The organism is Streptomyces rapamycinicus NRRL 5491, assembly GCF_024298965.1.
In the GTDB taxonomy this organism is placed as follows: domain Bacteria; phylum Actinomycetota; class Actinomycetes; order Streptomycetales; family Streptomycetaceae; genus Streptomyces; species Streptomyces rapamycinicus.
The window spans coordinates 9,629,919-9,655,146 of sequence record NZ_CP085193.1 but is presented as its reverse complement, the minus strand read 5'-3'; the positions used below and the strand labels follow the sequence as shown (position 1 = coordinate 9,655,146).

Annotated in this window: 18 protein-coding genes and 2 pseudogenes; 8 read left to right on the top strand and 12 right to left on the bottom strand. The window is 67.2% G+C overall.

The window, feature by feature from the left end; genetic code table 11:
- The first annotated feature begins 170 nt into the window (after window positions 1–170).
- Window positions 171–2,837 carry a SpoIIE family protein phosphatase gene (locus tag LIV37_RS40515; protein WP_243146066.1) on the top strand — a complete coding sequence of 889 codons (2,667 nt, stop codon included), beginning with the start codon at window positions 171–173 and terminating at the stop codon, window positions 2,835–2,837.
- Between the two features lie 413 nt (window positions 2,838–3,250).
- Here the strand turns inward: LIV37_RS40515 and LIV37_RS40510 are convergent, their stop codons facing one another.
- Both LIV37_RS40510 and LIV37_RS40505 read right to left on the bottom strand, forming a co-directional pair.
- Entirely contained in the window at window positions 3,251–4,117 is an 867-nt protein-coding gene (locus LIV37_RS40510; protein WP_020872844.1) for an alpha/beta fold hydrolase, read from the bottom strand.
- 52 nt (window positions 4,118–4,169) lie between these two features.
- Window positions 4,170–4,325, bottom strand: a pseudogene (locus LIV37_RS40505) (four-carbon acid sugar kinase family protein); the annotation flags it as partial.
- A 331-nt stretch (window positions 4,326–4,656) separates the two neighbouring features.
- Here LIV37_RS40505 and LIV37_RS40500 point away from each other — a divergent pair.
- The 5 genes from LIV37_RS40500 (at window position 4,657) to LIV37_RS40480 (ending at window position 9,819) form a co-directional block, all read left to right on the top strand.
- The gene (locus LIV37_RS40500) at window positions 4,657–5,445 is read left to right on the top strand and encodes an SDR family oxidoreductase (RefSeq protein WP_020872842.1); all 789 of its coding nucleotides are present in this window, start codon (window positions 4,657–4,659) and stop codon (window positions 5,443–5,445) included.
- Window position 5,446: 1 nt separating this feature from the next.
- Window positions 5,447–5,881, top strand: a complete 435-nt coding sequence (locus tag LIV37_RS40495) for an SRPBCC family protein (RefSeq protein WP_020872841.1) — start codon at window positions 5,447–5,449, stop codon at window positions 5,879–5,881.
- A gap of 32 nt (window positions 5,882–5,913) precedes the next feature.
- On the top strand, window positions 5,914–6,726 hold the full coding sequence (locus tag LIV37_RS40490; protein ID WP_020872840.1) for an SDR family NAD(P)-dependent oxidoreductase: 813 nt from the start codon (window positions 5,914–5,916) through the stop codon (window positions 6,724–6,726).
- 367 nt (window positions 6,727–7,093) lie between these two features.
- Window positions 7,094–8,431 (top strand): serine hydrolase domain-containing protein, encoded by a 1,338-nt coding sequence (locus tag LIV37_RS40485; RefSeq protein ID WP_020872839.1) that lies wholly within the window; start codon window positions 7,094–7,096, stop codon window positions 8,429–8,431.
- 167 nt (window positions 8,432–8,598) lie between these two features.
- Entirely contained in the window at window positions 8,599–9,819 is a 1,221-nt protein-coding gene (locus LIV37_RS40480) for a serine hydrolase domain-containing protein (protein ID WP_121823929.1), read from the top strand.
- A gap of 161 nt (window positions 9,820–9,980) precedes the next feature.
- Here LIV37_RS40480 and LIV37_RS40475 read toward each other — a convergent pair whose 3' ends face one another.
- From LIV37_RS40475 to LIV37_RS40460, 4 genes and pseudogenes are all read right to left on the bottom strand, one after another.
- Entirely contained in the window at window positions 9,981–10,382 is a 402-nt protein-coding gene (locus LIV37_RS40475) for a cytochrome P450 (protein WP_121823930.1), read from the bottom strand.
- A 246-nt stretch (window positions 10,383–10,628) separates the two neighbouring features.
- Window positions 10,629–10,883 (bottom strand): annotated as a pseudogene (locus tag LIV37_RS40470) (ferredoxin reductase domain-containing protein); the annotation flags it as partial.
- A gap of 241 nt (window positions 10,884–11,124) precedes the next feature.
- A complete protein-coding gene (locus LIV37_RS40465) occupies window positions 11,125–11,943 on the bottom strand; it encodes an SDR family NAD(P)-dependent oxidoreductase (protein ID WP_020872836.1) in 819 nt (272 codons plus the stop codon).
- A 71-nt stretch (window positions 11,944–12,014) separates the two neighbouring features.
- The gene (locus tag LIV37_RS40460) at window positions 12,015–12,803 is read right to left on the bottom strand and encodes an SDR family NAD(P)-dependent oxidoreductase (RefSeq protein WP_121823932.1); all 789 of its coding nucleotides are present in this window, start codon (window positions 12,801–12,803) and stop codon (window positions 12,015–12,017) included.
- Between the two features lie 493 nt (window positions 12,804–13,296).
- Here LIV37_RS40460 and LIV37_RS40455 point away from each other — a divergent pair, with 493 nt between their 5' ends.
- Window positions 13,297–15,639, top strand: a complete 2,343-nt coding sequence (locus LIV37_RS40455; RefSeq protein WP_373920761.1) for an ATP-binding SpoIIE family protein phosphatase — start codon at window positions 13,297–13,299, stop codon at window positions 15,637–15,639.
- Here the strand turns inward: LIV37_RS40455 and LIV37_RS40450 are convergent.
- The 6 genes from LIV37_RS40450 to LIV37_RS40425 form a co-directional block, all read right to left on the bottom strand.
- The gene (locus tag LIV37_RS40450; RefSeq protein ID WP_214664165.1) at window positions 15,623–17,245 is read right to left on the bottom strand and encodes a long-chain fatty acid--CoA ligase; all 1,623 of its coding nucleotides are present in this window, start codon (window positions 17,243–17,245) and stop codon (window positions 15,623–15,625) included. The two genes, LIV37_RS40455 and LIV37_RS40450, sit on opposite strands and share 17 nt — an antisense overlap.
- A 92-nt stretch (window positions 17,246–17,337) precedes the next feature.
- On the bottom strand, window positions 17,338–18,582 hold the full coding sequence (locus LIV37_RS40445; RefSeq protein WP_148717751.1) for an MFS transporter: 1,245 nt from the start codon (window positions 18,580–18,582) through the stop codon (window positions 17,338–17,340).
- 5 nt (window positions 18,583–18,587) lie between these two features.
- Window positions 18,588–19,583, bottom strand: coding sequence for an NAD-dependent epimerase/dehydratase family protein (locus LIV37_RS40440; protein WP_020872831.1), 996 nt, complete (start codon window positions 19,581–19,583; stop codon window positions 18,588–18,590).
- A complete protein-coding gene (locus LIV37_RS40435) occupies window positions 19,580–19,906 on the bottom strand; it encodes a hypothetical protein (protein WP_243146068.1) in 327 nt (108 codons plus the stop codon). The genes LIV37_RS40440 and LIV37_RS40435 overlap by 4 nt, the downstream gene beginning before the upstream one ends.
- Complete coding sequence (locus tag LIV37_RS40430) at window positions 19,893–21,860, bottom strand: hydantoinase B/oxoprolinase family protein (RefSeq protein ID WP_243146069.1); 1,968 nt, start codon at window positions 21,858–21,860, stop codon at window positions 19,893–19,895. Before LIV37_RS40430 ends, LIV37_RS40435 begins: the two co-directional genes overlap by 14 nt.
- Window positions 21,860–23,971 carry a hydantoinase/oxoprolinase family protein gene (locus LIV37_RS40425; protein ID WP_121823934.1) on the bottom strand — a complete coding sequence of 704 codons (2,112 nt, stop codon included), beginning with the start codon at window positions 23,969–23,971 and terminating at the stop codon, window positions 21,860–21,862. Before LIV37_RS40425 ends, LIV37_RS40430 begins: the two co-directional genes overlap by 1 nt.
- A 254-nt stretch (window positions 23,972–24,225) precedes the next feature.
- On the opposite strand from LIV37_RS40425, the gene LIV37_RS40420 reads away from it, so the two are divergent.
- The gene (locus LIV37_RS40420; RefSeq protein ID WP_121823935.1) at window positions 24,226–25,128 is read left to right on the top strand and encodes a LysR family transcriptional regulator; all 903 of its coding nucleotides are present in this window, start codon (window positions 24,226–24,228) and stop codon (window positions 25,126–25,128) included.
- Window positions 25,129–25,228 lie beyond the last annotated feature (100 nt).

Sequence of the window (25,228 nt, the reverse complement as noted above, 5' to 3'; positions counted from 1 at the left end):
CGACCGGCGTCGGCAGTAGTCACCAAAAGTCCGAGGAGTGGTAAAAATGCGTTATGCAAGTAAATTTCCCCTCATTTACTCGGCGTAAAAAAGGTCTGACATCACCAGAGGCACGCTCAGCGACCGGTTCTCTTCGCTCCCTGCTTGACACGCGCAGTGTCGCGAGCCAAATGCTGGTCCTACAGGTCGTACTCATTGTCCTGCTCGTCGCCGCCGCGGTAGCAGCCCTTGTGCTGCAGGCTCGGCGCGAGAGCACCCGGGATGCGCGAGACCGGACACTCGCCGCAGCCGAGGCTTTCGCGCACTCGCCCGGCATGATCGAAGCCCTGTCCGACCGGAATCCCACGCACGTGCTGCAGCCGCTCGCCGAGGCTGCCCGGAAGGACGCCCACCTCGATTACATCGTGGTGTGGAACACGGCTGGAATCCGGTACACGCACCCCGACCCCAAGAAAATCGGGAAGCACATCGTCGGCCCGTACGAGGAAACACTCGACGCCGCGCGGGCCAATCGGCCCTTCATCAGAAGCTTCCCCACGGTGACAGGCGTCAGCATGACCTCCTCTGTGCCCGTGACCAGGCCGGACGGCAAGCTGGTCGGCCTGGTTTCGGCCGGGATCACCATGAAGAGGGTGAACACCATGGTGGCAGAACAACTGCCGGTGGTGCTGGGTTCGGCGGCGGGTGCACTCCTTCTCGCCTCGGGCAGTTCCGTGCTGGCGAGCCGGCGGCTGCGACGTCAGACGCACGGTCTGGGCGCGGCCGAGATCACACGGATGTACGACCACCACAACGCCGTACTGCACGCGGTTCGCGAAGGGGTGGTGATCGTCCGGGGCGACGGGCGGCTGCTGCTGGCCAACGACGAGGCCCGACGGCTGCTAGAGCTGCCCGCGGACGTGGAAGGACGGACGGTCACCGACCTTGGCCTGGCTCCTGGAATCGCGCAGCTGCTGCTCTCCGGTCGTGAGGCCACGGACAAGGTGTGCCCAGCCGGTGACCGGCTACTGGCGGTCAATGTTCGGCCGACCGACCGTCAAGGGGGGCCGCCGGGGAGCGTGACGACACTGCGGGACACCACCGAGCTGCATGCGCTCGCCGACCGGGCCGAGGAGACCCGGCAGCGGCTTCAACTGCTCTACAACGCCGGTGTCCGCATCGGCACCACCCTCGATGTGGTACGCACTGCCGAGGAACTGGCCGAAGTGGCAGTCCCTGGGTTCGCCGACTTCGTCACCGTAGAGCTCCTTGACCCCGTTCTGCGCGGTGAGGAGCCGGTCGGGCCAAGCAGCGAGATGCGCCGTACGGCCTTCTGCGGCATCCGGGAGGATCCGCCGTTCTACCCGGTGGGTGAGCTTGTCAGGTTTGTCCCCGCGGCGCCGACGGCGTTGGGTATGGCGAGCGGCCGCCCGACCCTCGATGCCGACCTTCATGCAGCGCCCGGCTGGAAGGCTCAGGACCCGGAACGCACCCAAAGGATCCTCAACTATGGCGTGCGCTCGCTGATCACCGTGCCGTTGCAGGCCCGCGGGGTGGTGCTGGGGGCAGTCGACTTCTGGCGCGCTGACCAATCCGAGCTTTTCGGGGAGGAGGATCTGTCCTTCGCCGAGGAGCTGGCCGCCCGTGCGGCGGTGTGCATCGACAATGCCCGCCGCTACACCCGAGAGCACACCATGGCCGTCACCCTGCAGCGCAGTCTGCTTCCCGGTGGCATGCCCGAGCAGAGCGCTCTGGAAGTGGCGTACCGGTACCTGCCCGCCCGGGCCGGTGTGGGCGGCGACTGGTTCGACATCATCCCGCTGCCCGGCACCCGAGTCGCCCTGGTGGTCGGCGACGTTGTCGGGCACGGACTGCACGCAGCGGCCACCATGGGGCGGCTGCGCACCGCGGTGCACAACTTCTCGGCCCTCGACCTGGCCCCCGACGACCTCCTCGTTCGCCTGGACGAGCTGGTCGCCAGAATCGACCAGGACCGGACGACCGAGAGTGCGGGCGAAGGAGCCACGGGGGCCACCTGTCTGTACGCCATCTACGATCCGGTCTCCGGTCGATGCACCATGGCACGGGCCGGACACCCGGGACCCGCCATCGTCCATCCCGATGGCGCCGTGGAATTCCCCGATCTGCCCGCCGGCCTGCCCCTCGGCCTCGGGGGCCTGCCCTTCGAGGCCGTCGAACTCCAGCTTGCCGAAGGCAGCCAAGTCGCCCTCTTCACCGACGGCCTCGTCGAAGACCGCCACCGCGACATCGACGAGGGTCTCGAACTCCTCGGCAGCGCCCTGGCAGGCCATCCGGACCGCAGCATGGACAACACCTGCCAGGCGGTACTGGACGCACTGGTACCCGACGATCCGAGCGATGACATCGCACTGCTGATGGCCCGAACCCGCATGCTCGCCTCCACACGGGTCACCACCTGGGACGTACCCGCCGACCCTGCCGCCGTCGCCCCCATCCGCAGCCGGGTCGCCCGGCAGCTGGCCGACTGGGGGCTGGAGGAGACCGCCTTCCCGACCGAGCTGATCCTCAGCGAGTTGGTCACCAACGCCATCCGCTACGGCAGCGAACCCATCACCGTTCGCCTTCTGTACGACCGCACCGTGATCTGCGAGGTGTCCGACGGCTCCAGCACATCGCCCTATATGCGCAGTGCCAAGACCACCGACGAGGGCGGGCGCGGCCTGTTCCTCGTCGCCCAGTTCGCGCAGCGTTGGGGAACCCGCTACACGCCGAACGGCAAGGTGATCTGGGCCGAGCAGACTCTCGACGACGGCGCGGCAGGCACACAGGGGACGGTGGAGTCCCTCTTGGAGCAGTGGGAGGATCCGCTCCTGTGACCAAGGACCGGCAGAGAATCAAGGTGTTGCTTCGCGGGGTGCGGCTCGTTGTTGTGATATCAGCGTCTCCGATGAGGTCCGTGGTCACTCGCTGTGCAGTTCGGGCGTACCCGCACTTGGATGAGTGACAGCGGCGGCTGATACTGGGGGCCGAGCCCCGGAGCTCGGGGCACGGCGGCAGTCCTGGTCAAGACGCACGAGTTCTTGGACCGGCAGGGACCGGGCGAGGCGATCCCGTACGGAATCCATGACCCATCTGCTGATCACTGCGGACGCAGGCGGGTCCAACGGCTACCACGCGCATAGTCCGTCGTCATGACGCTGCGCACACAGACACGCGGCCACCAGGTCGACGTCTGCGCCGACCTTCCCGTAATAGGCGATCCGGCGGTCGTCCAGGGACGATCCGCGCGCTATGCCTTGAGATCGTTGACAAAGTCGGAGATTTCCCGTGCGAGCGCTTCGGGTTCTTCCTCCGGGATGTAGTGACCGCTGCCTGCGATGACGCCACCGTGCACGTTGTGGCCCAGCGGCTGCATGCTCTCGTGGAGATCCGGCGCGGAACCGACCTCACCGCCGAGGGCGAGTACCGGGACGTCGATCTTCTTCTGCATCAGCGGGGTGTTCTGCTCGATGTCCTCCAGGACCGCGCGGTAGTAGCCGAGCATGCCCCGCAGTCCGCCCGGGGCCTGGTACACGCGCTCGTACTCGTCGATGTCGGCGTTGCTGAAAGTGGTTCGCCAGTTGGCGGTCTTCCTGCTGAAGAACCATTCGATGAGGATGCGCTCGCGTCCCTGGAGCAGTGCCTCGGGCAGGTCGGGGACCGGGTTGAACAGGAAGTGCCAGTTCCGCCAGTTGTCCGGGCCGAGCGTGATCGTCGGCCGTAGCGTGACACCCGGGATGTTGCCGTCGAGGAGCACCACTCCTCGCAGGTCGGCGGCGAACTGATGCGCGTAGGCGTATCCCACCCAGGCGCCGATGTCGTGCCCGACCAGCACGTACCGGTCCTCACCGAGGACCTTCAGCAGCGAGCGCAGCCGCTTGCCGGTCGTCAGGGTGTCATAGCCGTCCACCGGCTTGTCGGAGTCCCCCTGTCCAGGGAGGTCGACGGCGATCACATGGAAACGGTCCGCGAGCAGCGGCATCAGGCGCCGCCACGCGTAGGAGCTCTGCGGGAAACCGGCGACCAGCACGATCGTGGGCCCTTCACCGGCCTCCACGATGTGGAACCGGAGGTCGTCCGCCCACACCATACGGTGCTGAAGCTCGACATCACTCATCGCTGTCCTCTCAGGAACTGTAGTCGGGTATGGCAGCCGGCCATGCGGTGTCCAACGGCGCATCGCCCACGAAGAGCCGGCCGTCGCGGACGGTTCGGCCGCTGACCGGCAGCGCTGGGCATATGACGGTGAAATCCATGCCGAGGGCGTCCATCAAGGCGTCCGCGACCGGGCCGATGTTGCCCGCCGGGGCGCAGTCGAACGTCGCCTCCGCGTCCGACCGCACAACCTCCTCCCACCCACGGGGGCTCGTCTTGCGCAGGTCGGTGAAGTGCCGCCACAGAAGCTTGCGTTGGCGTGCCGGTTCACCGAGCATGTCGCCGAGCAGCGCGTGGCCAGCGGATCGGCGGCGACCGGGCGAGGTAGTCCACTGACAGTCCGGCGAGGTGTGCGGCTTCTTCGCGGCGCCCGGAGACAGCGGGTGAGCATCGCCCTGTCAGTCCTAGGCAGAAGCGGCCTCTCGTGTCGGCAGCGGATGGAGGGCACGGTGATGTGGAGGCGACCGCGATCCGCAGCCGCCATTCTCGAGGAGCGTCACCGTGCATCAATCGAATGGGCCGCGCGGCCCTGGCGGCCGCCGCCTGGGCGGAAAGACCGCCCTGGTCACCGGGGCACCGCGCAGCATCGGCCGAGCCATCGCCGAGGCGCTCGCGGAGGAGGGGGCGAATATCGTCCTGCACTACCGCAGCCGGGAGACGGAGGCACACGAGGCCGCGGAGGCGATCCGCAAGCTCGGTGTCGATGTGTTGCCGCTTTCCGCGGATCTCACTCGCAGCAGCAGTGTGCAGGAGCTGTTCGACCTGGCCATCGCACACTTCGGCGGCCTGGACATCGTGGTTGCCAACGCCGGCGTCGCCTCACGGCTGCAGCCGGTGGCCGAGATCTCCGACGCCGAGTTCGACCGCGTGCTCGCCGTCAACACCCGCGCGGTCTTCTACGTACTGCGGGAGGCTGCCCGCCGGCTGTCCGACGGCGGTCGCATCATCAATATCTCCAGCAGTTCCACCCAGAGCGCGGGCGCCGGCTTCGGTGCCTACGCCACCAGCAAGAACGGCGCCAACGCCACCATCCGCACACTGGCCAAGGAACTCGCCTCGCGGGGCATCACTGCCAACAGCATTCACTCCGGCGCTGTCGGTGACGGCTTCCTCGCTGCGGGTGACGGCGCCCTCAGTCCTGAGATGAGGCAGTACGTCGCCGCCTCCGCGCCCGCCGGACGCCTTGGTGAGCCGAGTGACATCGCCTCCGTGGCACGATTCCTCGCCTTGCCGGAGGCCGAATGGATCAATGGACAGGCCCTTGTCGTCAACGGCGGAAGCTGGATTTGACGTGGACATCACGGTCGAATACACCGCTGTCATAGACAGTGGCCCGCAAACGGTCTGGCAACTCCTGGCTGCCTTCGAGGACATGCACTGGCACCCGCAGGTGAAGAGCAGCCGGTTGGCGGCCGGTACGTCCGGACGGACTGGTGCCGTACGTGAACTGTCGCTCACCGACGGCAGCACGGTGACCGAGCGTCTTGACGAGCTGGATCACGCCCGGATGACGCTGACCTACAGCTTCCAGGGAGACCCACCCATCCCCGTCTCCACCTCCCGCACCACCGTCTCGCTGCAGCCCGCCGACGGGCAGACGGCGATCACCTGGCAGGGCGGGTACGGCGTCGCGGACAGTGACGCCGCGCTTCTCGTCAGCCGCGTCAGCCGCGAGATGGTCTGGCCCACGGCCGCTCAGGCACTGAAGACCGCGCTCGGCCACTGAGCTCGCTTGCGCGTCACCCATATCTCTTACGTTTGGAGAACACCATCATGTCGTCCCACCCCAATCACCACCCCGCGCCCGTGACCATCCAGGCCCGCCGGCTGGAGGGCAAGGTCATCCTGATCACCGGCGCGTCCGCCGGCATGGGCGAAGCCGCCACGCGTCGCTTCGCCGCCGAGGGGGCACACGTCGTGGCCGGCGCCCGGCGCACCGACCGCCTCCAGGCGCTGGCGGCTGAGATGTCGACCGCCGACAACCAGGTCATCGCCGTGCCGCTCGATGTGACCGACGAGGCCACGGTGGAAGCCGCCGTAGCCACTGCGGTCAAGCGGTTCGGCCGCCTCGACGGCGCGCTCAACAGCGCCGGCATCACCAGCGACGGCACACCACTGCACGAGAAGAACACCGATATGTACGACCGGGTCATGGAGGTCAACGCCAAGGGCGTCTTCCTGTCCATGAAGCACGAGATCCCCGCGCTGCTCGCCGCCGGGGGCGGCTCGATCGTCAATGTCTCCTCCATCGGCGGCATGGTGGGAGTGGCAGGCATCTCGGAGTACGTCGCGTCGAAGTGGGCCGTCAACGGGCTCACCAAGAGCGCGGCCCTGGAACTGGCCTCCTCCAACGTGCGCGTCAACTCCCTCGCACCGGGCTCCACCCGCACCGAGATGTGGGACATGCTCCCCATCGAATTCCAGGAGCAACTGGCCGCCAAGTCCCCGATGAACCAGATCGCCCTGGCCGACGACATGGCCCGCGCCGCCCTGTTCCTGCTGTCCGACGAAAGCCGCTGGACCACCGGCGCCGTCATCCCCGCCGAGGGCGGCCACCACATCGGACGCTGACCCCGACCACGGTCGAACGGTGTCCAAGTGCGACCACCGTGCTGCCCGCCTCGATGATCTCGGCGGGCTCCACACGCGTGACGACCGCTGCCACATCGGTCGACCAACCTATTCGCCTGGCCCTGGGTCGGCTCGGGGCGGAAAGAGGGGGGCATGCGGTTCGGACCATGGTCCGGCGTGGCGCCCCCACTACTCCGCCGAAGCCTGAACTGGGACCGAGTGGGGATAGCCCCACCCCGCATGCTGCTGCTGGCCGGATCGCCGGGGCGGCCACTGTCAACCAGAGTGATCACTGTACGACACCGGTCCAGCCTCGACGTTCATCATCGACCCGGTCGGACCATATCTCACCCCACGGAGACATCTCATGACTGAACGGGCGCCGATGTCGCGTCGCCGTCTGCGGGCAGCCTTGACGCTGACCCTGGCCACCTGCCTGACCACGGCCGGCGCGGCGGCCGCGGCCTCGGCCGCACCGGTGCGGACCGAGGCGGCGCGGGCTGACGCGTGGTCGGCCGATACCGGTCGCGCCGGCGCGGTAGCGGCGCGACCGGACCAGTTGGCCACGCTGGTCCGGCAGACCGTGGACGCCGGTGTTCCAGGAGTGGCCGTGCGGATCGACGACGGTCGTGGTCCGGCTGTCGAGTTTGCCGGGCAGGCCCCCTGGACCGTGGCCGACCACAAGCTCGCGGTGGACGACGAGTTCCGCATGGGTTCCAACACCAAGACGCTCGTGGCCACTTTGATCCTGCAACTTGTCGCTGAGCACCAGGTCAACCTGACCGACTCGGTGGAGAGTTGGCTGCCCGGCCTGGTCCCCGGCGGACGCGCGATCACTTTACGCATGCTCCTCAACCACACGAGCGGCCTGTACGACTACACCGACGACCCCGCCGGCCTCGCCTCGGTCACCGGCCAGGACCAGCGGCAATGGACCCCCGAAGAACTGCTCGCGCTGGCCACCAGGCACCAGGCGCTGTTCACTCCCGGCGAGAAGTGGTCGTACAGCAACACCAACTACATCGCGCTCGGCATGGTGCTCGAGAAGGCCACCGGCCGTAGCGTGGCCGACCTGATCGACGAGCGGATCGTCCGGCCGCTGCGTCTGACCCACACCTACCTCGCCACCACTGCCGCCTGGCGGCCCGGCGACGACCGTACGCACGCGCACGGCTATGAACCCGACGCCGCTCATCTGGGCCCCCTGCTGCCTCCCGGCATGCCCCCGGGGACGTCCTTCGCGGGTCCGAGCCACGACGACCACGTAGACACGACCGGGATCAACCCGAGCTGGGCCTGGGCCGCGGGAGCCGTTGTCTCCAGCGCGGCCGACTGGGCGCGTTTCGACACCGCCTTGATGTCCGGCGAGCTGCTGCCCCCGGCTCAGCTGAGGCAGATGCGCACAACCGTCCCGGAAGACCCCACCGCGCCGGAGGCCACCAGGTACGGGCTGGGTCTGGAAGAGGTCCGCACCCCGTGCGGCACCGTATGGGGACACACCGGTGGCATCCCCGGCTACGCGAGCCAGAACTACACGGACAGCACCGGCCACCGCACCGTCGCCATTCTCACCACCACCGTCTTCGGCCTCAGCGAACCGAAGGTCGCCGCCATGTACCGGCCCCTGGTGGACGCCGCGGTCTGCCGCATGCTCGGCAAGACCGTCCCCGGTACAGCCACGAAGAGCACGGCCTTGCCGGGCTGAGGTACCCGTACGACCTGTCACATCGCCCGTACCGCGCGGTGCGCGTGATCTGCCGCACCGCCGGCTACCGCACACCCTCACCCCCCACAGCAGCCGGAGAAGCCCCATGGCTCATCACGGCTCAACCCCCGCCCTGCCGGGCAGGGCACCAGCAAGGAGTGTTCTTCGTGTCCCGTTATCGCCACGCTGTACGGTCTGTTCACACCTCGTCGCCGTTCAGGCACCGACGAGCGGCCAAGACGACGGCCGTACTGGCGGTGCTGGGCAGTCTCATCGTGGGTTGCGAATCGTCGGCGTCGGCGTCCGGGGATCAGGCCGGCCAGCGTCACGATGTGGTGCGGCAGCGGATCGACCGCCTGGTGCGCGACGACGCGTTTCCCGCGGCCCTGGCCGCTGTCCGCGGACGCGATGGCAGCACCCGTGACTACACCGCCGGCGTCGCCGACCGGAAAGACAAGACGAAGGTGCCGGCCGACGGACAGGTACGCATCGGATCCACCACCAAGAGCTTCACCGCCGTGGTCGTCCTGCAGCTGGTCGGCGAAGGCCGCGTCAGCCTCGACGCACCGGTCGAGACGTACCTACCGAAGCTCGTCCGGGGCGATGGCATCGATGGCCGCCACATCACGGTGCGGCAGCTGCTGCAGCACACCAGCGGCCTGCCCGACTACGTCGCGGCCATGGGCGGTGACTTCTTCAAGGGCCGGCACACCTACACCGAACCGCGCGACCTGCTCGACCTGGCGCTGGCCGAGAAGGCGAAGTTTGCCCCCGGCAGCAAGTTTGAGTACAGCAACACCAACTATCTCCTCGCGGGCCTGCTCATCCAGAAAGTCACCGGCCGCCCGGTGGCCGAGGAGATAACGCAGCGGGTCATCAAGCCCACCGGGCTGCGCCACACCTACTTCCCCGGCATCGGCGACCAGGACATTCGGCGACCTCATCCGCGGGGCTATCACGTGCCGAAGCCCGGCGATCCGATGCGCGACATCACCGAGATGGACCCGTCCTGGGCGTGGGCCGCCGGACAGATGATCGCCACCCCGAGCGACCTCAACCGCTTCTACTCCGCTCTGCTCGGCGGCAAGCTCCTCAAGCCGGCGCAGCTGAAGCAGATGCGCACCACCGTCCCGGCCTCCGATCTCTGGCCCGGGGCTCGCTACGGACTCGGCCTGATCAGTACCCCACTGAGCTGCGGGGGCCTCGTCTGGGGCCACGGCGGTGACATTCCCGGCTACGAGACCCGCGGCGGCGCCACCGAAGACGGCCGCGCCGTCTCGGTCACCGTCACCGCGCTGCCCAACGCCCTACCCACCGACCAGGCCGGTCAGCAGACCGCCGCGGACCACGTTGTCGACTTCGTCGACACTGCCCTCTGCGGTAAGTGACCCGCCCCACCGGCGTCGGGTCATCTCGCCGATGGCGGCCGTTCGCGGTCGCCATCGGCGGTTCCCCGCCCGTCCGGCCGGGGTGGTGCGCTGAACGTCTCTGCTTCCTCGACCGATCGAGCGCGGAGCGAATATCGCGACGCTGCCCGGCTCTTCCGTGGTCAGCGCGGCATGCGGACGGGTAGTTCGGTGGCACCCCGGAACATCCACCCGCGGACGATGATTTCGTGATCGGGTTCGAGACGGATGCGGGGATGGCGAGCGAGCAACTCCTCCAGCGCGATGCGTGCGATCTGTGGTGCGAAGGCACTGCCGGAGCAGGCGTGGCGGCCGGTGCCGAATGCCAGACGACCATGCGCAGGACGGTCGAAATCGTAAATCTCCGGCCGGTCGAACTCGGCCTCGTCGTGATTGGCCGAGCCGTAGCACAGCCACACCGTGTCACCCTGACGCAGCCGCACGCCGGACAGCTCAATGTCGCGGTTCGGCACCCTGGAGGCCCCGCTGAACAGCGGCGACAACCAGCGCAGCCCCTCTGCGACGGCCTTCGGGAGAGGCGGGATTCTCCACGACCCGACCGAGCCGCTCGGGTCGGGTCGTCAGACCCAAGAAAGTGGACCCGCAAGCGTGGCCCGGCTCCTGGAGCAGTGGCGGGTCGATCACTCGCCGCAGCTCGCCGTGCGTCTGCCCCTCCGCGCTCAGCACGTTGGGCTGACCGAACACGCGTTCCTCGACGACTTCCAGGATCGACTTGCCCGGCGGAACCGTGAGTGTGTGGCCGGACCGTGCCAGACGAACCTCGAACGCCTCAGCACCGCGGACAGGGGAAGCAAGCCCTGCTCGTCCTCCGGGTACACGTGCACCCGGTCCCCGTACCGGGCCAGCTCGTCCAGGAACGCCATGGAGGCGCGACGCCGCCCTCCGTAGTAAAGCTGCCACTCGGCCCCCGAACGCTCCACCTCCGACACCATGGGCAGGATCGGCGTGATGCCGATCCCGCCCGCGATGAACACGTACCGGCGAGCGGGTATCAGCGGGAAGTCGTTTCGGGGCCCATCGATACGACTGCCATCGGGATCGCTCAGTGTCAAGGCGACGACATTCTCAGCGATGCTTTGCTTATGGGTCACCAACAGGTGCATGAGCGGCTTCTCCAGTCCGATCGCGGTGTGACGACGTCGACCGGAAATCTCTACCGATCAGGCAGGAGCACGACCTTGATAGCCCCAAGGTCATGGGAATCCCGCCCGGCGACGCGGATCGCCGAGTTCGCTTCATGAAGGGGGAACCGGTGGATGAAGGGGCTTAAGCGTAGACGCCGTGAAGCGCGCTCGGGTCGAGCAGGCCCTCGGCCTGACGACGGAGCATATCCGCGACATCCGGTGTCGAGGAGAGCAGAAAACGGCCCTCGCGCAGCCCCTCGACGTAGGCCCGGCCGATCTCCTCCGGCTGCTGGATTCCGTAGGGCACCTTGTCCTCGATGGCTGCCGCACCATCATCGCCCTGATCCACCGGAACGCCGTAGAACTTGACGGTGTTATCGAAATTTGTCGCGGTGTGGTCTGGAGCCAGCAGAGAAGCCCCAACTCCTTGAGGCCGCAGCCACTCAGCGAGGCACTGCGTCATACCGACGATCGCGTTCTTGGAAGTGATGTACGGCGCGACCATCGGCGAGATCGGATGCCCGGCGACGACTCCGAGGCTCGATGTCGTGTTGACCACGTGCCCGCGGGTCTTCTTCAGATGGGGCAGGAAGGCCATCACGCCGCGCACCTGGCTCAAGACGTTGAACTGCAACACCCGCTCCCACTCCTCAAGTGGGATCTGGTCAGGAGACCCGGCCACGCCGATACCCGCGTGATTGTGCAGGAGATCCACGCGGCCGAACCGCTCGACCACCTGATCGGCCAGCGCCTGTACATCGCGGTCGCTTGTGACGTCGCAACGGATACCGACCGACTCACGGCCCAGAGCGCGAATCTCCTCGGCAGTCTGCGCGGCGCCCGCGGCATCAATGTCGGCGATCACCACCGTGCTGCCCTGGTGGGCGAGCGCGGCGGCGCACGCACGGCCGATCCCACCGGCTCCGGCGGTTATCACCGCTATCTTGCCTGCGAATTCCATGAGTACTCCTCGTCGTTGAGTGAGACATAGGGTGATGGTTGTGAATCTGTATGAGCGAAGAAGGGGCCAAGCTAGGGGACGACCAGTCCACCGTCTGCCAAGTAGGTCGCACCGGTGACGAAGGACGCGGCGTCGGAGAGCAGGAAGACCGCTACATTGGCGATTTCCTGCGGATCCGCGAGGCGGCCGATCGGGGTCTTGCCAACTATCGCTTCCATCATTTCGTCGGTACTGAGCCAGTCCAACAGCATCCTCGTACGGGTCGCGCCGGGCGCGAGACAATTGACCCGGATGCCGCGGTCCGCGTAGTCGAGCGCCGCAGCCTTGGTCAGTCCGACGACGCCATGCTTGCTGGCGATGTACGGAGAGATGAATTTCTCGCCGATAACGCCACCCACCGATGCCGTGTTGACGATGGCACCACCACCACTGGACAGCATGGCGCTGATCTCGTGCTTGAGGCATATGAATGTGCCACGCAGATTGACGCCGACCACCCGGTCGAAATCCTCGATGGTCAGTTCGTGCAACGGCCCTTCGGCATGCGCTGCGGCGTTGTTGAAGGCGAGATCGAGGCGACCGTATTGGTCGACCGCCGCCTGCACAAGACCCTCCACGGAGTCCGGGTCGGCGATGTCCACACAAACACCAGTCGCCTCCCCTCCCGCCTCCTCGATCTCTTTCACCAGTGCGTCGAGTTCGTCCCGCGAACGCGCTCCGCACACGACCGCGGCCCCTGCCGTGGCGAGGGTCCGCGCCGCGGCAGCTCCAATACCGCGACCGGCCCCAGCGACGATAGCGACACGGTCGCGCAGATCTACCTTGAGCTGACTGGCTCCGGGTGCTCGCTCAGGAATCATGACGATCCTTTCGATGAGGCCATAAGATCGCCGCCAGGTTCGAAGAACGTATTGGTCCGGCGCACCCAGTGTGTGCTTCAATATGCTGGCGCGCTCAGCGACTGGCAGGACGAATAGGCCGTGCAATGTCTTTTTCCAGCATTCTCCGCACTGCGGCCTTGCTCACACCGAACGGTAGGCCCCTGCATACATAAAGGCAATTATCGCTTTTTCTATGCATGCATAAACGACCTCTTATGCCGTCGGCCTGGACAATGGGAGCACACCGAGGGTCATCGGACGTGGGCCCTAAGTAGCGATTCACCCTGCCGTCGACGCGGACCGAGGCACCCAGAGCCGTTCGCCGCGCGAGGGATGCCGCCCATCCATGGAACATATGCCACCAGATTGGACATAATGGATGCAGTGTTCCGGGCAGGTAGCATCGCTAATGAGGAGCGAGATGAACTCCTTCAGCGATCATGAGCGAGGCGAAGCGTTCCCGTTCGGCGACGTGGCGGCCGCCCTGGTCGATGGCAACGGCATCGTGCGGGGATGGTCCCGGACGGCTGCGCGACTGCTGGACCGCTCCCCCGCGGACGTTTGCGGTCACTCGCTCCGGCGACTGCTCGTCCAGCAATCGGATCCGACGTGCGGGCCCGGAAGCGCGGGGCAGGCGCTGCTGCGTCATCGTTCCGGCCGCGCGGTTGACGTCGCCTTCGACGTACTGCCGTTGGACGGCACATCCGACCTCCTCGTCCTGGCCGCGCCCACGCTCCGCGTCACCGGCTGGGGGCGGGACGAGGCTGTCGTGCGCGCGCTTCTGGCGCAGGACCGGGTGGGGCTCGGCATCCACGACATGGACCTGATGACCCTCCACAGCAACGTCACCCCCGATATGTTCGGTGGGATCCGGGTGGTCGACAGCCAACTGCGCGAGATCATCTCTGATCCGGACGCCGCGGCAGCGCTGCGGCGGGTACTGGTCACCGGCATCCCGATGATCGATCGGAAGCAGCGTGTTCGGACGCCCCGCGGGCCCGGTAAAGAATGGTGCTTGTCCCTGTCAGCCTTCAGACTGGAGGATGCGAAGGGGCAGCCCACCGGCCTCGCCACCCTGTTCACCGACATTACCGAGCAGCAGCGCTCCAGCTACCACCTGGATCTGCGCCATGAGGCGGCAACACGGGTCGGCCGTTCCCTCGACGTCCTGCGCACAGCTCAGGACTTGGTTGACGTTCTCGTCCCGGCACTCGGTGACCTGGCCTGGGTCAGCCTCGCCGAAGCCGTGCTCGAGGGTGACGAGCCTCCGAAACTGGCCGGCCCGGGACAGTGGCACCTGCGCAGGGCCGCCGCGGCATCGGTCGCTCCCTGGCCACCCGGGCTCTGGCCCCCCGAACTCGGCGATGAGCCGCCGATGCCGGACGTACCCGTCCTGCGCAGGGTCCAGCACGGCGAGACCGTGGTGGCACCGGACCGGACGGCCTTCATGGCCATGATCGACTTCGACTCGCAACTGGCCGCGTTCTTGATTCCCGAGCACGGGCACTCGTTGGTGGCGGCACCTCTGTTCGCCCGAGGGCTCGTGCTCGGAGCCGTTGTGGTCTGGCGGACCAGTCGGCCTGAGCCATTTGACCAGGCGGACGCGGAGTTGCTGACGGAGATCGCCAGCCGCGGTGCGCTGAGCGTCGACAATGCCCGCCGATACACCCGCGAGCACCGCGAAGCAGTCGTCCTGCAACAGCGCCTGCTTCCCCGCGCCGCCACGGACACTCCAGCGGCCGAAACCACCGGCTTCTACCGGCCCGCCGGAAATGGGGCCGACATCAGCGGAGACTGGTTCGAAGCCATCCCCCTGCCTTCCCTGCGGGTCGCCCTCATCATCGGGGACGTGACGGGTCACGGCCTGCCGGCCACCGCCACGATGGGACGGCTCCGGGCCGCCATCCATACCCTTGCCGACCTGGAAATGGAGCCGGACGAACTCCTCACGCATGTCGATGACCTCGTCCAGCAACTCGGCAACGAGGCGCCTCATGGACAGCAGGACACGGTCGGTGCGACCTGCCTGTACGTTGTCTACGATCCCGTCACCGGACGCTGCACGATGGCCAGCGCGGGTCATCCGCCTCCCATAGTGGTCAGGCCCGATGGCACGGTGCGGGACATCGACGTCACCCCTGGGCCTCCCCTCGGGGTGGGGGGCATGCCCTTCGAGGTCGCCGAGACCCATGTGGCGCCCGGATCCATCCTCGCTCTCTACACCGACGGGCTGGTCGAACACGGAGATCACGATCTCGCTGCCGGAATCCAGCAACTGACCGACGATCTCGCCGCCTTTGGTGGCCCTGGTCGGACCCTGGACGACATCGGCCGCTCCCTGCTCACCGACACAAGCGATGCCCCGGCCCGGGACGACATCGCCCTGCTCCTGGCCCGCACCCGGGCGATCCCGTCGGACAACGTCGCGAGCTGGGAGTTCGCCGCCGACCTGACCCAGGTGGCAAGCGCCCGAGAGGCCACTACCCGCCAGCTCTCGGCCTGGGGGCTGGACGTGGAGGACGTCGCGTTCACCACCGAATTGCTGGTGAGTGAGCTGGTCACCAATGCCATCCGCTACGCCGGCGGGCCGGTAGGGCTGCGGCTCATCCGCGAGGACGTGTTGGTATGCGAGATCTCCGACCCCAGCAACACTCAGCCGCGGCTGCGCCGGGCTCGTACCACCGACGAGGGAGGTCGCGGCCTGTTCCTCGTGGCCCAGCTCGCGTCCCGCTGGGGCTGCCGGTACGGGCATACCGGAAAGACCATCTGGACGGAACAGCCCCTTGCCGCCGCCGGCGCTAGGACTGAACAGTGACGGAGAGCAGTCCGTCGGCATGCAGGCGCCGAAGCTCCTTCTTGTCGAACTTGCCAACCGACGTACGCGGCACCTCCGTCACAAAGGCCCAGCGTTCCGGCAGCTGCCAGCGTGCGATATGGCTGCTGAGAAACTCCCGCAGCTCCTGCGTCGTGACGTCATGGCCCGGTGCCGCGACGACCACGGCCAGCGGCCGCTCGCCCCACCTGTCGTCGGGCACCCCGACCACGGCTGCCTCGGCGACCGCCGGGTGGCCCATGAGGTGATTCTCCAGTTCGACGGAGGAGATCCACTCGCCACCGGACTTGATGACGTCCTTGGCCCGGTCGGTGAGTGTCAGGTAACCGTCCGGCGAGATGCGCCCCACGTCGCCCGTGCGCAGCCAGCCGGAGTCGAACTTGTCAGGGTCGGGTTCCCCGTCGCCGACGTAGGTCGCCGTGATCCATGGGCCTCGTACCAGGAGCTCTCCCACCGATGCGTCGTCCCAGGGAAGTTCGGCGCCGGTGTTGTCGATGATTTTGGCTTCCACCGGTGCCAGGAAGCGGCCTTGGGTCAGCCGGTACGTGCGCTCGGTATCGCCGTGGGCAGTGGCCGGTGGCCGGGCGATGGTGCCCAGCGGCGACATCTCCGTCATTCCCCAGGCCTGCAGCGCGGTCACGCCGTGCTCCTCGGCGAACGCCCGCATCAGGGAGTCGGGCATGGCTGAGCCGCCGACGACGGCTTCCTGCAAGGAAGACAGATCGGTCCCGGGTTGCCGGCGCGCGTACTGCAACAGGCCGCTCCATACGGTCGGGACGCCAGCACCCTTGTTGGGACGAACCGCCTGGATGAACTCGGCCAGTGGTTCCGGCGAGAGGAACCGGTCGGGCATGGCCAGCGAGGCGCCGGTGAGGAATGCCGCGTACGGCAGTCCCCAGGCCATGACATGAAACTGCGGGACGATGGCCAGTACCAGGTCCCGTTCCGAGAGTCCGAAGGCGTCCGGCAGTGAACTCGCCAGCGCGTGCAGGTAGACGGAACGATGGCTGTACACCACTCCCTTCGGGCCGCCGGTGGTGCCCGAGGTGTAGCACATGGCGGCCGGGGCGTTCTCGTCGATGTCGGGCCACGCGTAGGAGAGGGGCGCGTTGGCGGTCAGTTCCTGATACGAGTGCACTTCGACGCCCAGGCCGTCCAGGGGCGAGAGGTCCGCGGGGCCATTGACGATGACGTGCTCGATGGCCTTGCTTCCCGGCAGAATGGACGCCAGCGTCCCGACCAGGGTGTGGTCGACGATCACGACCTTGTCCTGAGCGTGGTCGGCGATGTACTCCACCTGCTCGGGGAACAACCGGATGTTCAATGGGTGCACGATGGCCCCCATCGCCGGCACGGCGAAGTAGACCTCCGCGTGCTCCTGGTTGTTCCACATGAAGGTGGCCACGCGGTCGCCGCCGCGCACTCCGAGGCTGTGCAGGGCATGCGCCAGACGTGCGGCGTTCCGGCCTGTTTCGGCGAAGGTGGCGGACCGCGGGCCGTGCGGGCCCGCGGTGACGATCCGCGAGTCCCCATGGATGCGGGAACCGTGTTCGAGAAGTCTGCGGATCTGGAGCCCGACTCCCTGCATGGTGCTGTGCACTGCGTTTCTCCGATCGGCTTGGGGCCCGCACAGCGGGTCGGCCCGGTGATCACGGGGGCGGGGGCGTCGGCCCTGGCTGGTCACACCGGATCTCTGACGACGTTGAGGCTGATCGGCCGCTCGGACTCCCGCCGGGGATGCGGCAGGAAGACGATGAGCAGCGCTCCGACCGCCGCGGGCAGCGCGAAGGCGTAGAAGTTCCACGCCGACGGCAGGTGGGAGTCCAGCAGCACTCCTCCGTACAGAGGGCCGGCGATCCCGCCCAGGCGGCCCAGGGCGAGGGCGGTGCCGAGTGCGGTCGCCCTGAACTCGGCCGGGTATCTGCCGGCGATGTACACATTGAGCAGGATCTGGGTGCCCAGGCTGCCGATACCGGCGAGGACCACGGCGATGTACACCAGCAGCATCGACAGGGGCTGGCTCAGCGTGGCGACGCCCATGACGGCCGTCATGAAAGAGATGATCACTGCCCGCCGAGAGCCGATCCGGTCAGCCAACTTGCCCATGACGACGGGACCGACGGCTGTGCCCAGATTGAGGACGACGAGGAAGGTCAGTGCCGATCCGAGGGGGTATCCCGCGGTTCGCATGAGGACGGGCAGCCAGGTGGACAGGCCGAAGACCACCAGCAGCGCGCTGAACATCGCCGCGCCGAACGTGATTGTCGTGAGGAGGTAGGGGCGGGTGAACAGGACGGCGAAGCGCCGTGGACCGGAGTACTCGGCCGCCGCCTGCCCGGCTGTGGGCAGATCCGCCGAACGGGGCAGATGGAAGTAGGCGAGAGGCAGCACGATCAGCGCGGCCAGCCCCCCGGCCAGGAACTCGAAGCGGAAGCCCAGGCCGGGTACGAGAGTGGCGGCGATGACGGCGGCCAGGGCGCCCCCGACTCCCGCTCCGGCGAAGGCCAGGGTGGTGTAGAGATTGCGGCGATGGTCGGGGGAATGCTCGTAGACGAGCGCCGCGACGGTGGGCAGTACCCCTCCGACACCGAGCCCGACCGCGAATCGGCTGACGCCGAAGAGCTCCGCGTTCGGCGCCATTCCGCAGGCGAGCATCGCCCCCGAGAACAGGGAGACGCTGATGAGGACGAGCCGTCGGCGGCCGATCAGGTCCGCGGCCCATCCCATGAGGAGAGCGCCGAAGAGCATGCCGATGGGGGTGAGGCTGCCGAGGAAGCCCGCCTGACGGGACGTCAATCCCCAGCCAGAGTCCGCCAGAAGGTGCGGCAGGGTGGCGCCGAAGGCGATGACGTCGTAGCCCTCGAGGACCATGCACACAGCGCACAGCAAGAGGACGGCCGAGGTGCGGGGAGCCGCCTGGGGCATGGCGATCACCAACTGCTCTCGTCGGTCTGGGCCTGTGGCTCGATCCCCAGCCGCGTCAGCGACTCGACGTAGTCGGCGACACCTGACGCCAGGTCGAACTCGGGCCCGTAGCCGAGGTCACGGCGTGCGCGGGTGATGTCCATGACACCGTGCACGGGGCCGATGCCGAGATATTCGAACCCTCGGCCGATGGTGATGTCGGCAGACGGGTACCGGGCGCGCACCGCGTCCGCGAAGTCTTCCAGTGTGGAGCGTGCGCCCGTGCCGATGTTGTACACCCAGGAGCCGAGGTTCGTGCTGGTACAGGCGCGCACGATGGCCTGGGCAACGTCCTTGGCGTACATCATGTCGTCGCCCTGCTGGCCTCCGCGGCCGACTGTGGCGGGAACGCCCAGCATCGCGTTCTCGATGATGCGACTGTGGACTCCGACGGGACCGTGGCGGGCCTTCTTGCCCGGTCCGTAGATCGCGCCGAACCGCAGGGCCACGAAGTCCATGCCGAAACGCTCGGCGTATACCCGTCCGGCCTCCTCACTCAGGATCTTGGAGGCACCGTATGCCCGCAGACCGGGTGTGGGGCCGCGGGGGTAGTCCTCGGTGACCGGCACGTAGGTGGGGTGGGCGAACTCGCCCGTGATCGGGGCGTACACCGCCTTGGAACTGGTGTAGACGACCCGTCGCACCTCCGCCTGGCGCGCGGCTTCCAGTACGCCGACCGAGCCCAGTGCGTTGACTTCGAATGCCCGGTAAGGATCGGACGGCGCCACCACGACGGCGGCGAGATGGGCGACGGTGTCGATGTGTCGGCTGGTCATCAGCCGGCCCAGCCCCTCGACGTCCATCAGATCCTGTTGCACGAACTCGAAGTGGGGTTCCAGGTCGGGCAGCAGGTCGAAGTCCGGACGCACGTCCAGCACTGTGACCTGGTGGCCTTCGGCCAGGAGTCGTCGTACGGCCCAGGCGCCGTTGACACCAAGACCGCCGGTTACCAGAACCTTCATGGTGTCTCTCCGTTCCGTGCGGGCACAGTCTCGGTGAACAGCGCGGTGAAACATCCCGGGCAGAATCCCTGGCGCAGCACGACGTCCACGTCGAGGTAGTGACGAGCGTTGTCGTTGAGGTGGGGGCCGGCGGTGCTCGGGGCGCCCTCGAAGACCTTGGTCAGCCGGTGGCGCCAGTCGGGACCCGCGGGTGCCACGGGAGTGTCGCAGTGCCGGCACACGTAGTGCGGGGAGCCGTCCACCAGGCGCTGAACGAGGTTGTCGTCCACGGCCTGCTCGTCGGCGGGCATCTGATGCGCGGTGTTGGTGTCAGCCTTGGACACGGTTCCTCCTGTCGGCACGGACGGCTTCGCGGCATGCGGCGGTGGCTGTCGCGTTGACGGTGAACGAGTCGTCGAGGACGACGCCGTAGACCGTGCGCGCCGCGTCGGGCGACACCTTCAGTTCACGGACGTCCGTGGCGACCAGTTCGGGGTCGCGGAGCACCGGGTCTCCGTATCCGCCGCCGCCCTGCCACCGCATGACGTAGACGTCGCCCTGCTGAAGGAGACTCTCCTCCTGGTTGGAGGGGAACTCGGGGGTGCCGCCGAGTTCCGCCACCGTGGAAGGCAGCTCGCCCCGGGCGAGCAGCTCCGCCGCGTCGGATCCGCGTACGGCGATGTCCTCCTGTGCGGCTCCGGGGTGGCCTCCGGCCAGGCCGCGATTCATCGAAACGGCCTTCCCCGAACCGGATATGACCTGATAGATGGGCGCCGGGCTGTGGTACGGGGTGAAGGCGACGCTGCCGCTCAGGCCGCCGCGGTAGCGGCCGGGACCACCCGAGTCGGTCTCCTCGCGTCGCCACAGGTAGAGCAGGGGTGTGGTGAACTCGTTCATCTCGACGTCCGGGACCTTGCCCATGGGGATGAACGGCAGGCCGGCCGTGTCGACACCATCGTGGTCGCTGCCCGCGCCGAAGCCACCGGCCATCGGTTCCAGAATGGAGGTCGCGAACGGTGCGCCGTGCTGGTTGAGGCCGGCGACGATACTGAGGTCCCAGCTGCCACAGCAGACGCTGGCCACCGAGGACCGGGTCGACGGATGCGTGTCCAGCATCTGCGACAGGCACTCCATCACCGCGTTGGTGGTCGCCCAGGAGGATGCGACCGAGCCCTTGCCGACGGCCGCCGGGAAGGTGGCGTTGTTCAGGGTGCCGGGTTCGCTGATGATGTCGACGCACCGCATGATGCCGCCGGGCGCCCATGGCAGGTCGCCGCAGAGCAGGGGCATCATGGCCGAGATGATCCCGCCGTAGAGTCCGGTGAAGGTGCAGTTGATCATGCCGGACTGCTCGTCGGTCCCCGTGAAGTCGAACCGCAGGTCGGAGCCGGTCTTGGTGAGCTTCAGCCGGATCGCGTGCGCCTTGCGGTCGCCGGTGTGCGACTGCTCCTGGTGATTGACGGCGGTCCAGGTGCCGTCCGGGACCGCGGCCAGCCTGTCCCGCAACCGCTGCTCGGCATCGCGCATCTGCAACTGCATGACCTGCTGGACGGTATCCGCGTCGAATTTGCGGATCAGCTCTGCGATGCGCTCCTGGCCCAGCTTGTTGGCCCCCACCTTGGCCCGCAGGTCCAGGGCGACCAGCTTGGGGATGCGGGAGCGGCGTACGTACGCGTCCTCGACGTCACATTGGATCACTCCACCGCGTACCACCTTGATCGGCGGCATGGGCAGTGACTCCCAGAAGACGTCTTCCGCGCGCGGGGTCCAGCTGCCGGGGCTCACGCCGCCGACGTCCAGTTGGTGGGCGACGGCCGCGGTCCAGCCGAACAGCTTTCCGTCGTGGAACAGGGGGGCGAAGAGGGCCACGTCGTTCTGGTGGAGGCCACCGCCCACCCACGGGTCGCTGCACAGAAACATGTCTCCCGGCTCGATGCCCGGGTTGTCGGCGCGATTCCGCAGGATCCAGCCGATGGCCAGCCCGATCGACGCGACGAGCTGGGTGTTGTACGGGCCGACCTGCACGATGTGTCCGTAAGGGTCAGTGAGCGCCACATCGAAGTCGTTGCAGTCCGTGACCACGAGGGAACCGCTCATGCGGCGCAGTGCGTCGCCCATCAGGTCGGTGATGGCGAAGATGCGGTTGCGTACGACTTCGTAGGTGAGCGGGTCGACCTCGGCGCCGCTGAGGTCCGTGGGGTACAGCGGCAGGTGCGCGGGAAGGTCCGTACGGATCTCTTCGTTCGTATACGGCCTGCTGGCGAAGATCTCAGAGCCGGGTACGGGCGTCACAGCCATCATGGCCTCCGGTCATCGAGGTGAAGAATGATGTTGCGCAGGGAGTCCACCTGAGCCGAGGCGTCGCGGGGTACGACGACGGTAGTGGTGCCGGCCTCGACGATCGCCGGGCCTTCGAGACGGTGTCCGTGGGTGAGGCGGGCGTAGTCGTAGATCGCCGTCACCTCCCACCCCCTGCGTGAGTCCAGGAAGACTCGCCGGGTGCCGCTGAGCGCAACCCTGGCGTCCTCGCTCTCCGCCTTGGGGGCGATCGGCAGCTCAGGAGTGAAGGCGGTGGAGCCGATGCCGAAGACACGGTGATTGATGAGCTGGAAGCCGGCGTCGGCGTGCCCCGTTCCGCGACCGAACATTTGCTCGTACGTGTGCTCGAAATCGGAGATCACGGTGTCCATGTCGGCGTCGGTGAGCGGGCCCGAGCCCACCGGCGTCGGAACTTCGAACATTTGCGCCGTATAGCGGATGTCGAGCTGCCGGCGCATGCCGATGGAGGTGAACGACACTCCCTGGGCCTCGAGCCGAGCAGTGAGCCCCGCCTCGAGTTCGGCGAATTGCCGCTCGACCCGCGCCGCGTCGAAGGGATAGGTCGCGGGGTTCGAGAGTTCGGCGGACAGCACGACATCGGAGGTGGTGAGGCCGTAAGCCGAGAACGCGTTGGCGTCTCCGAGCGGGATATAGATCTCCTTGATTCCGAGATCGGCGCCGTAGGCGAAGCAGTGCGCGGGACCGCCACCGCCGAAGGCGTAGAGGACGAAATCGCGAGGATCGTGGCCCTGTCCGACCACCACCCGGCGCAGCAGGTCGGCGGTCTGGGCGTTCTGGATCTCGAAGACCGCGGCAGCGGCCTGCTCGGCATCGAGGCCGAGAGGTGCGCCGATCCGGGTCTCCAGGGCCTTGCGCGCCCGATCGACGTCCAGCCTCTTGGTGCCTTCCGCGAACGTCTTCGGATCGAGGATGCCCAGGACGAGGTTGGCGTCGGTCACCGTCGGCTCGACGCCGTCCTGGCCGAAGCAGGCGGGCCCCGGGCGGGCGCCGGCACTGCGCGGGCCGACGCGCAGATTGCCTCCAGCGTCCAGCCAGGCGATCGCACCGCCGCCCGAGCCGATCGAGGTGACGTTGACCATCGGGGTGCTGACGGTGAACTGGTTCAGCGTGGTGGAGCTGGAGTACACCGGTTCCCCGTCGACCACCAGGCCGACCAGGAACGTCGTGCCCCCGATGTCGGAGGTGATGATATTGCGGTGGCCCAGTTTGCGGCCGAGGTTACGGGCTCCGACCACGCCTCCGGTGAGTACTGAGCCGATGGTCGTGATGGCCTGTGCGGGTGCGTCCTGCGCCGAGACCGTTCCCCCGCTCCCTTGCATCACCAGTAGCGCGCCGTTCAGCCCGCGGAGCTCGAGTTCCTCGGTGAGCGGTGCCAGATAGTCCCGCAGGGTCGGACCGACCTGCGCGTTCATGACGGTGGTAACGGTCCGCTCGTATTCGCGGATCTTGGGGCTGAGGTCACTGCTCAGGCATATATAGGTGCCCGGGCTCTCTTCCTCGATAATCTTGCGGAGCCGGATCTCATGCTCCGGATTGACAAAGGACCACAGCAGGCTCACCGCTATCGCGGCTACGCCGTCTTCCAGTAGTTCCCGGATGGCGACGCGCGCCTTGTCCTCGTCGAGACGTACGACGACGTTTCCCTGGTAGTCGACGCGCTCGGTGATCTCCTTCACCATGCGTTTGGGCAGGAGCGGCGGAGGCTTGCGTGTCGCCGCGACGTTCTGGATCTCCTCCGGCCCAAGGCCGGCATACCGGCCCTCGACATTCATGATGTAAATTGAGTCACGGTGCCCTTTTGTGGTCAGCAGTCCAACCCGGGAGACGTTTCCGGTGACCAATGCGTTGAGAGCCGCCGTTGTTCCGTGGCAGATGTAGTCCACATCGGACAGCGTCGCCTCACGGGACCGGCCGAGCTTGCGGCCGATCTCGTCCACGGCGTTGAGAAACCCCTCCGCAAAATCGGGCGGAGTGGATGGAACTTTGGCGGTGGTGATGTTGCCCTGATCATCACCCAGAAATGCGTCGGTGAACGTGCCACCGATGTCTATCCCGAGAATGGCACTCATATTGTCCCTAACTCCAAGCATGGCTAAGCCGATCGGCCACGAAGAGGAGTCAAATACCAGGCGCTTCGTTTGTCGGCCCAGCGGAGGCACTTGACCCGGCGCATTCATCTCAAAAGATGCGGCGTTGCCGGGTAACTCTAGGGGCAACCAAGCCATATGCATAGTAACGCTTGTTCGATGATTCCATAACGGATACCTTATGGAGAACCGGCAATGAGGCCAGGATCTGAACGACCGTGCGGGAGGGTCGCCCCATGGAATCCCAACTTTCACTGCGCAGACTCGAGGTCTTCTGCCTCGTAGTGGAGGAAGGCAGCGTGACGCGCGCCGCCGAGCGGCTCAGAGTCGCCCAGCCGGCGGTCTCCAGCCAGCTCCGCGCACTGGAGCAATGGATCGGGGCGCGGCTGTTCGTCCGGACCTCCGGCCGCATGGTGCTGACCGAGGCCGGCGGCCGGGCCCACCTGTGGGCCCGGGAGATGCTGGCCAGGTGCCTGCAGGTCCGCCGCGACGTGGAGGAGCTGACACTCGGCACGGGAGGCAGTGTCGTGCTCGCCTCCAGCCTGGCCGTCGGCACCTATCTGCTACCGCCCCTGATGACGGCGTTGCGCGCCGAGCGGCCCGGAGCCGACATCACTGTCCATGTCGCCCAGCCGGAACACGCACTGCACGCCGTGGAGATCGGCGAAGTCGACTTCGCCGTGATGACCCGCGACGAACGCGCCCTCCCCACCTCCATCGTCGCCGAGACGCTGCTGGACGAGCCCTTGATCCTTTGCGCCAGTCCCGATGGACCGCCTACGGCGGACTCCGTCTCGCTGAGCGCCCTTCCCAAACTGCCCATAGTGGGAGTGCCCAGGCATGTGGCGTTTCAGAGGAGCATCGACACTCAGCTGCAGGAACTGGGCGTCGGCGAGCTCGACACGGTCATTCGGCTCGGCCATGCCGAAGCGATCAAGACAGCGGTCATCGAGCACGGCTGGGCGGCAATCTTCCCCCGCTACTCAGTGGAACGTGATCTCGCAGAGGGAAGACTTCGAGCGATCGAGTTCACCGATGGAGCCCTGCACGAACGCATCGGGCTGTTCTACCGGACGGACAAGTACTTCTCTCCGCTGCAGGCATCCGCACTGGACGCCATCAGGCTGGCGGGGCGGTAGTCATCGTGAGCACATAAACAATGCGTTATGCAGAACAAAAGAAAACGTTAATGGACTTATGTTCCTTGTTTACCTAGCGTGGTGGGCACAGAGCCGAACA

What these genes read in the sequence shown, in the direction of transcription:
- LIV37_RS40515 (WP_243146066.1), top strand. Translation starts at nt 171, where the DNA reads ATGCTGGTCCTACAGGTCGTACTCATTGTCCTGCTCGTCGCCGCCGCG.
- LIV37_RS40510 (WP_020872844.1), bottom strand. Translation starts at nt 4,117, where the DNA reads ATGAGTGATGTCGAGCTTCAGCACCGTATGGTGTGGGCGGACGACCTC.
- LIV37_RS40485 (WP_020872839.1), top strand. Translation starts at nt 7,094, where the DNA reads ATGACTGAACGGGCGCCGATGTCGCGTCGCCGTCTGCGGGCAGCCTTG.
- LIV37_RS40465 (WP_020872836.1), bottom strand. Translation starts at nt 11,943, where the DNA reads ATGGAATTCGCAGGCAAGATAGCGGTGATAACCGCCGGAGCCGGTGGG.
- LIV37_RS40460 (WP_121823932.1), bottom strand. Translation starts at nt 12,803, where the DNA reads ATGATTCCTGAGCGAGCACCCGGAGCCAGTCAGCTCAAGGTAGATCTG.
- LIV37_RS40450 (WP_214664165.1), bottom strand. Translation starts at nt 17,245, where the DNA reads ATGCAGGGAGTCGGGCTCCAGATCCGCAGACTTCTCGAACACGGTTCC.
- LIV37_RS40445 (WP_148717751.1), bottom strand. Translation starts at nt 18,582, where the DNA reads ATGCCCCAGGCGGCTCCCCGCACCTCGGCCGTCCTCTTGCTGTGCGCT.
- LIV37_RS40440 (WP_020872831.1), bottom strand. Translation starts at nt 19,583, where the DNA reads ATGAAGGTTCTGGTAACCGGCGGTCTTGGTGTCAACGGCGCCTGGGCC.
- LIV37_RS40430 (WP_243146069.1), bottom strand. Translation starts at nt 21,860, where the DNA reads ATGGCTGTGACGCCCGTACCCGGCTCTGAGATCTTCGCCAGCAGGCCG.
- LIV37_RS40425 (WP_121823934.1), bottom strand. Translation starts at nt 23,971, where the DNA reads ATGAGTGCCATTCTCGGGATAGACATCGGTGGCACGTTCACCGACGCA.
- LIV37_RS40420 (WP_121823935.1), top strand. Translation starts at nt 24,226, where the DNA reads ATGGAATCCCAACTTTCACTGCGCAGACTCGAGGTCTTCTGCCTCGTA.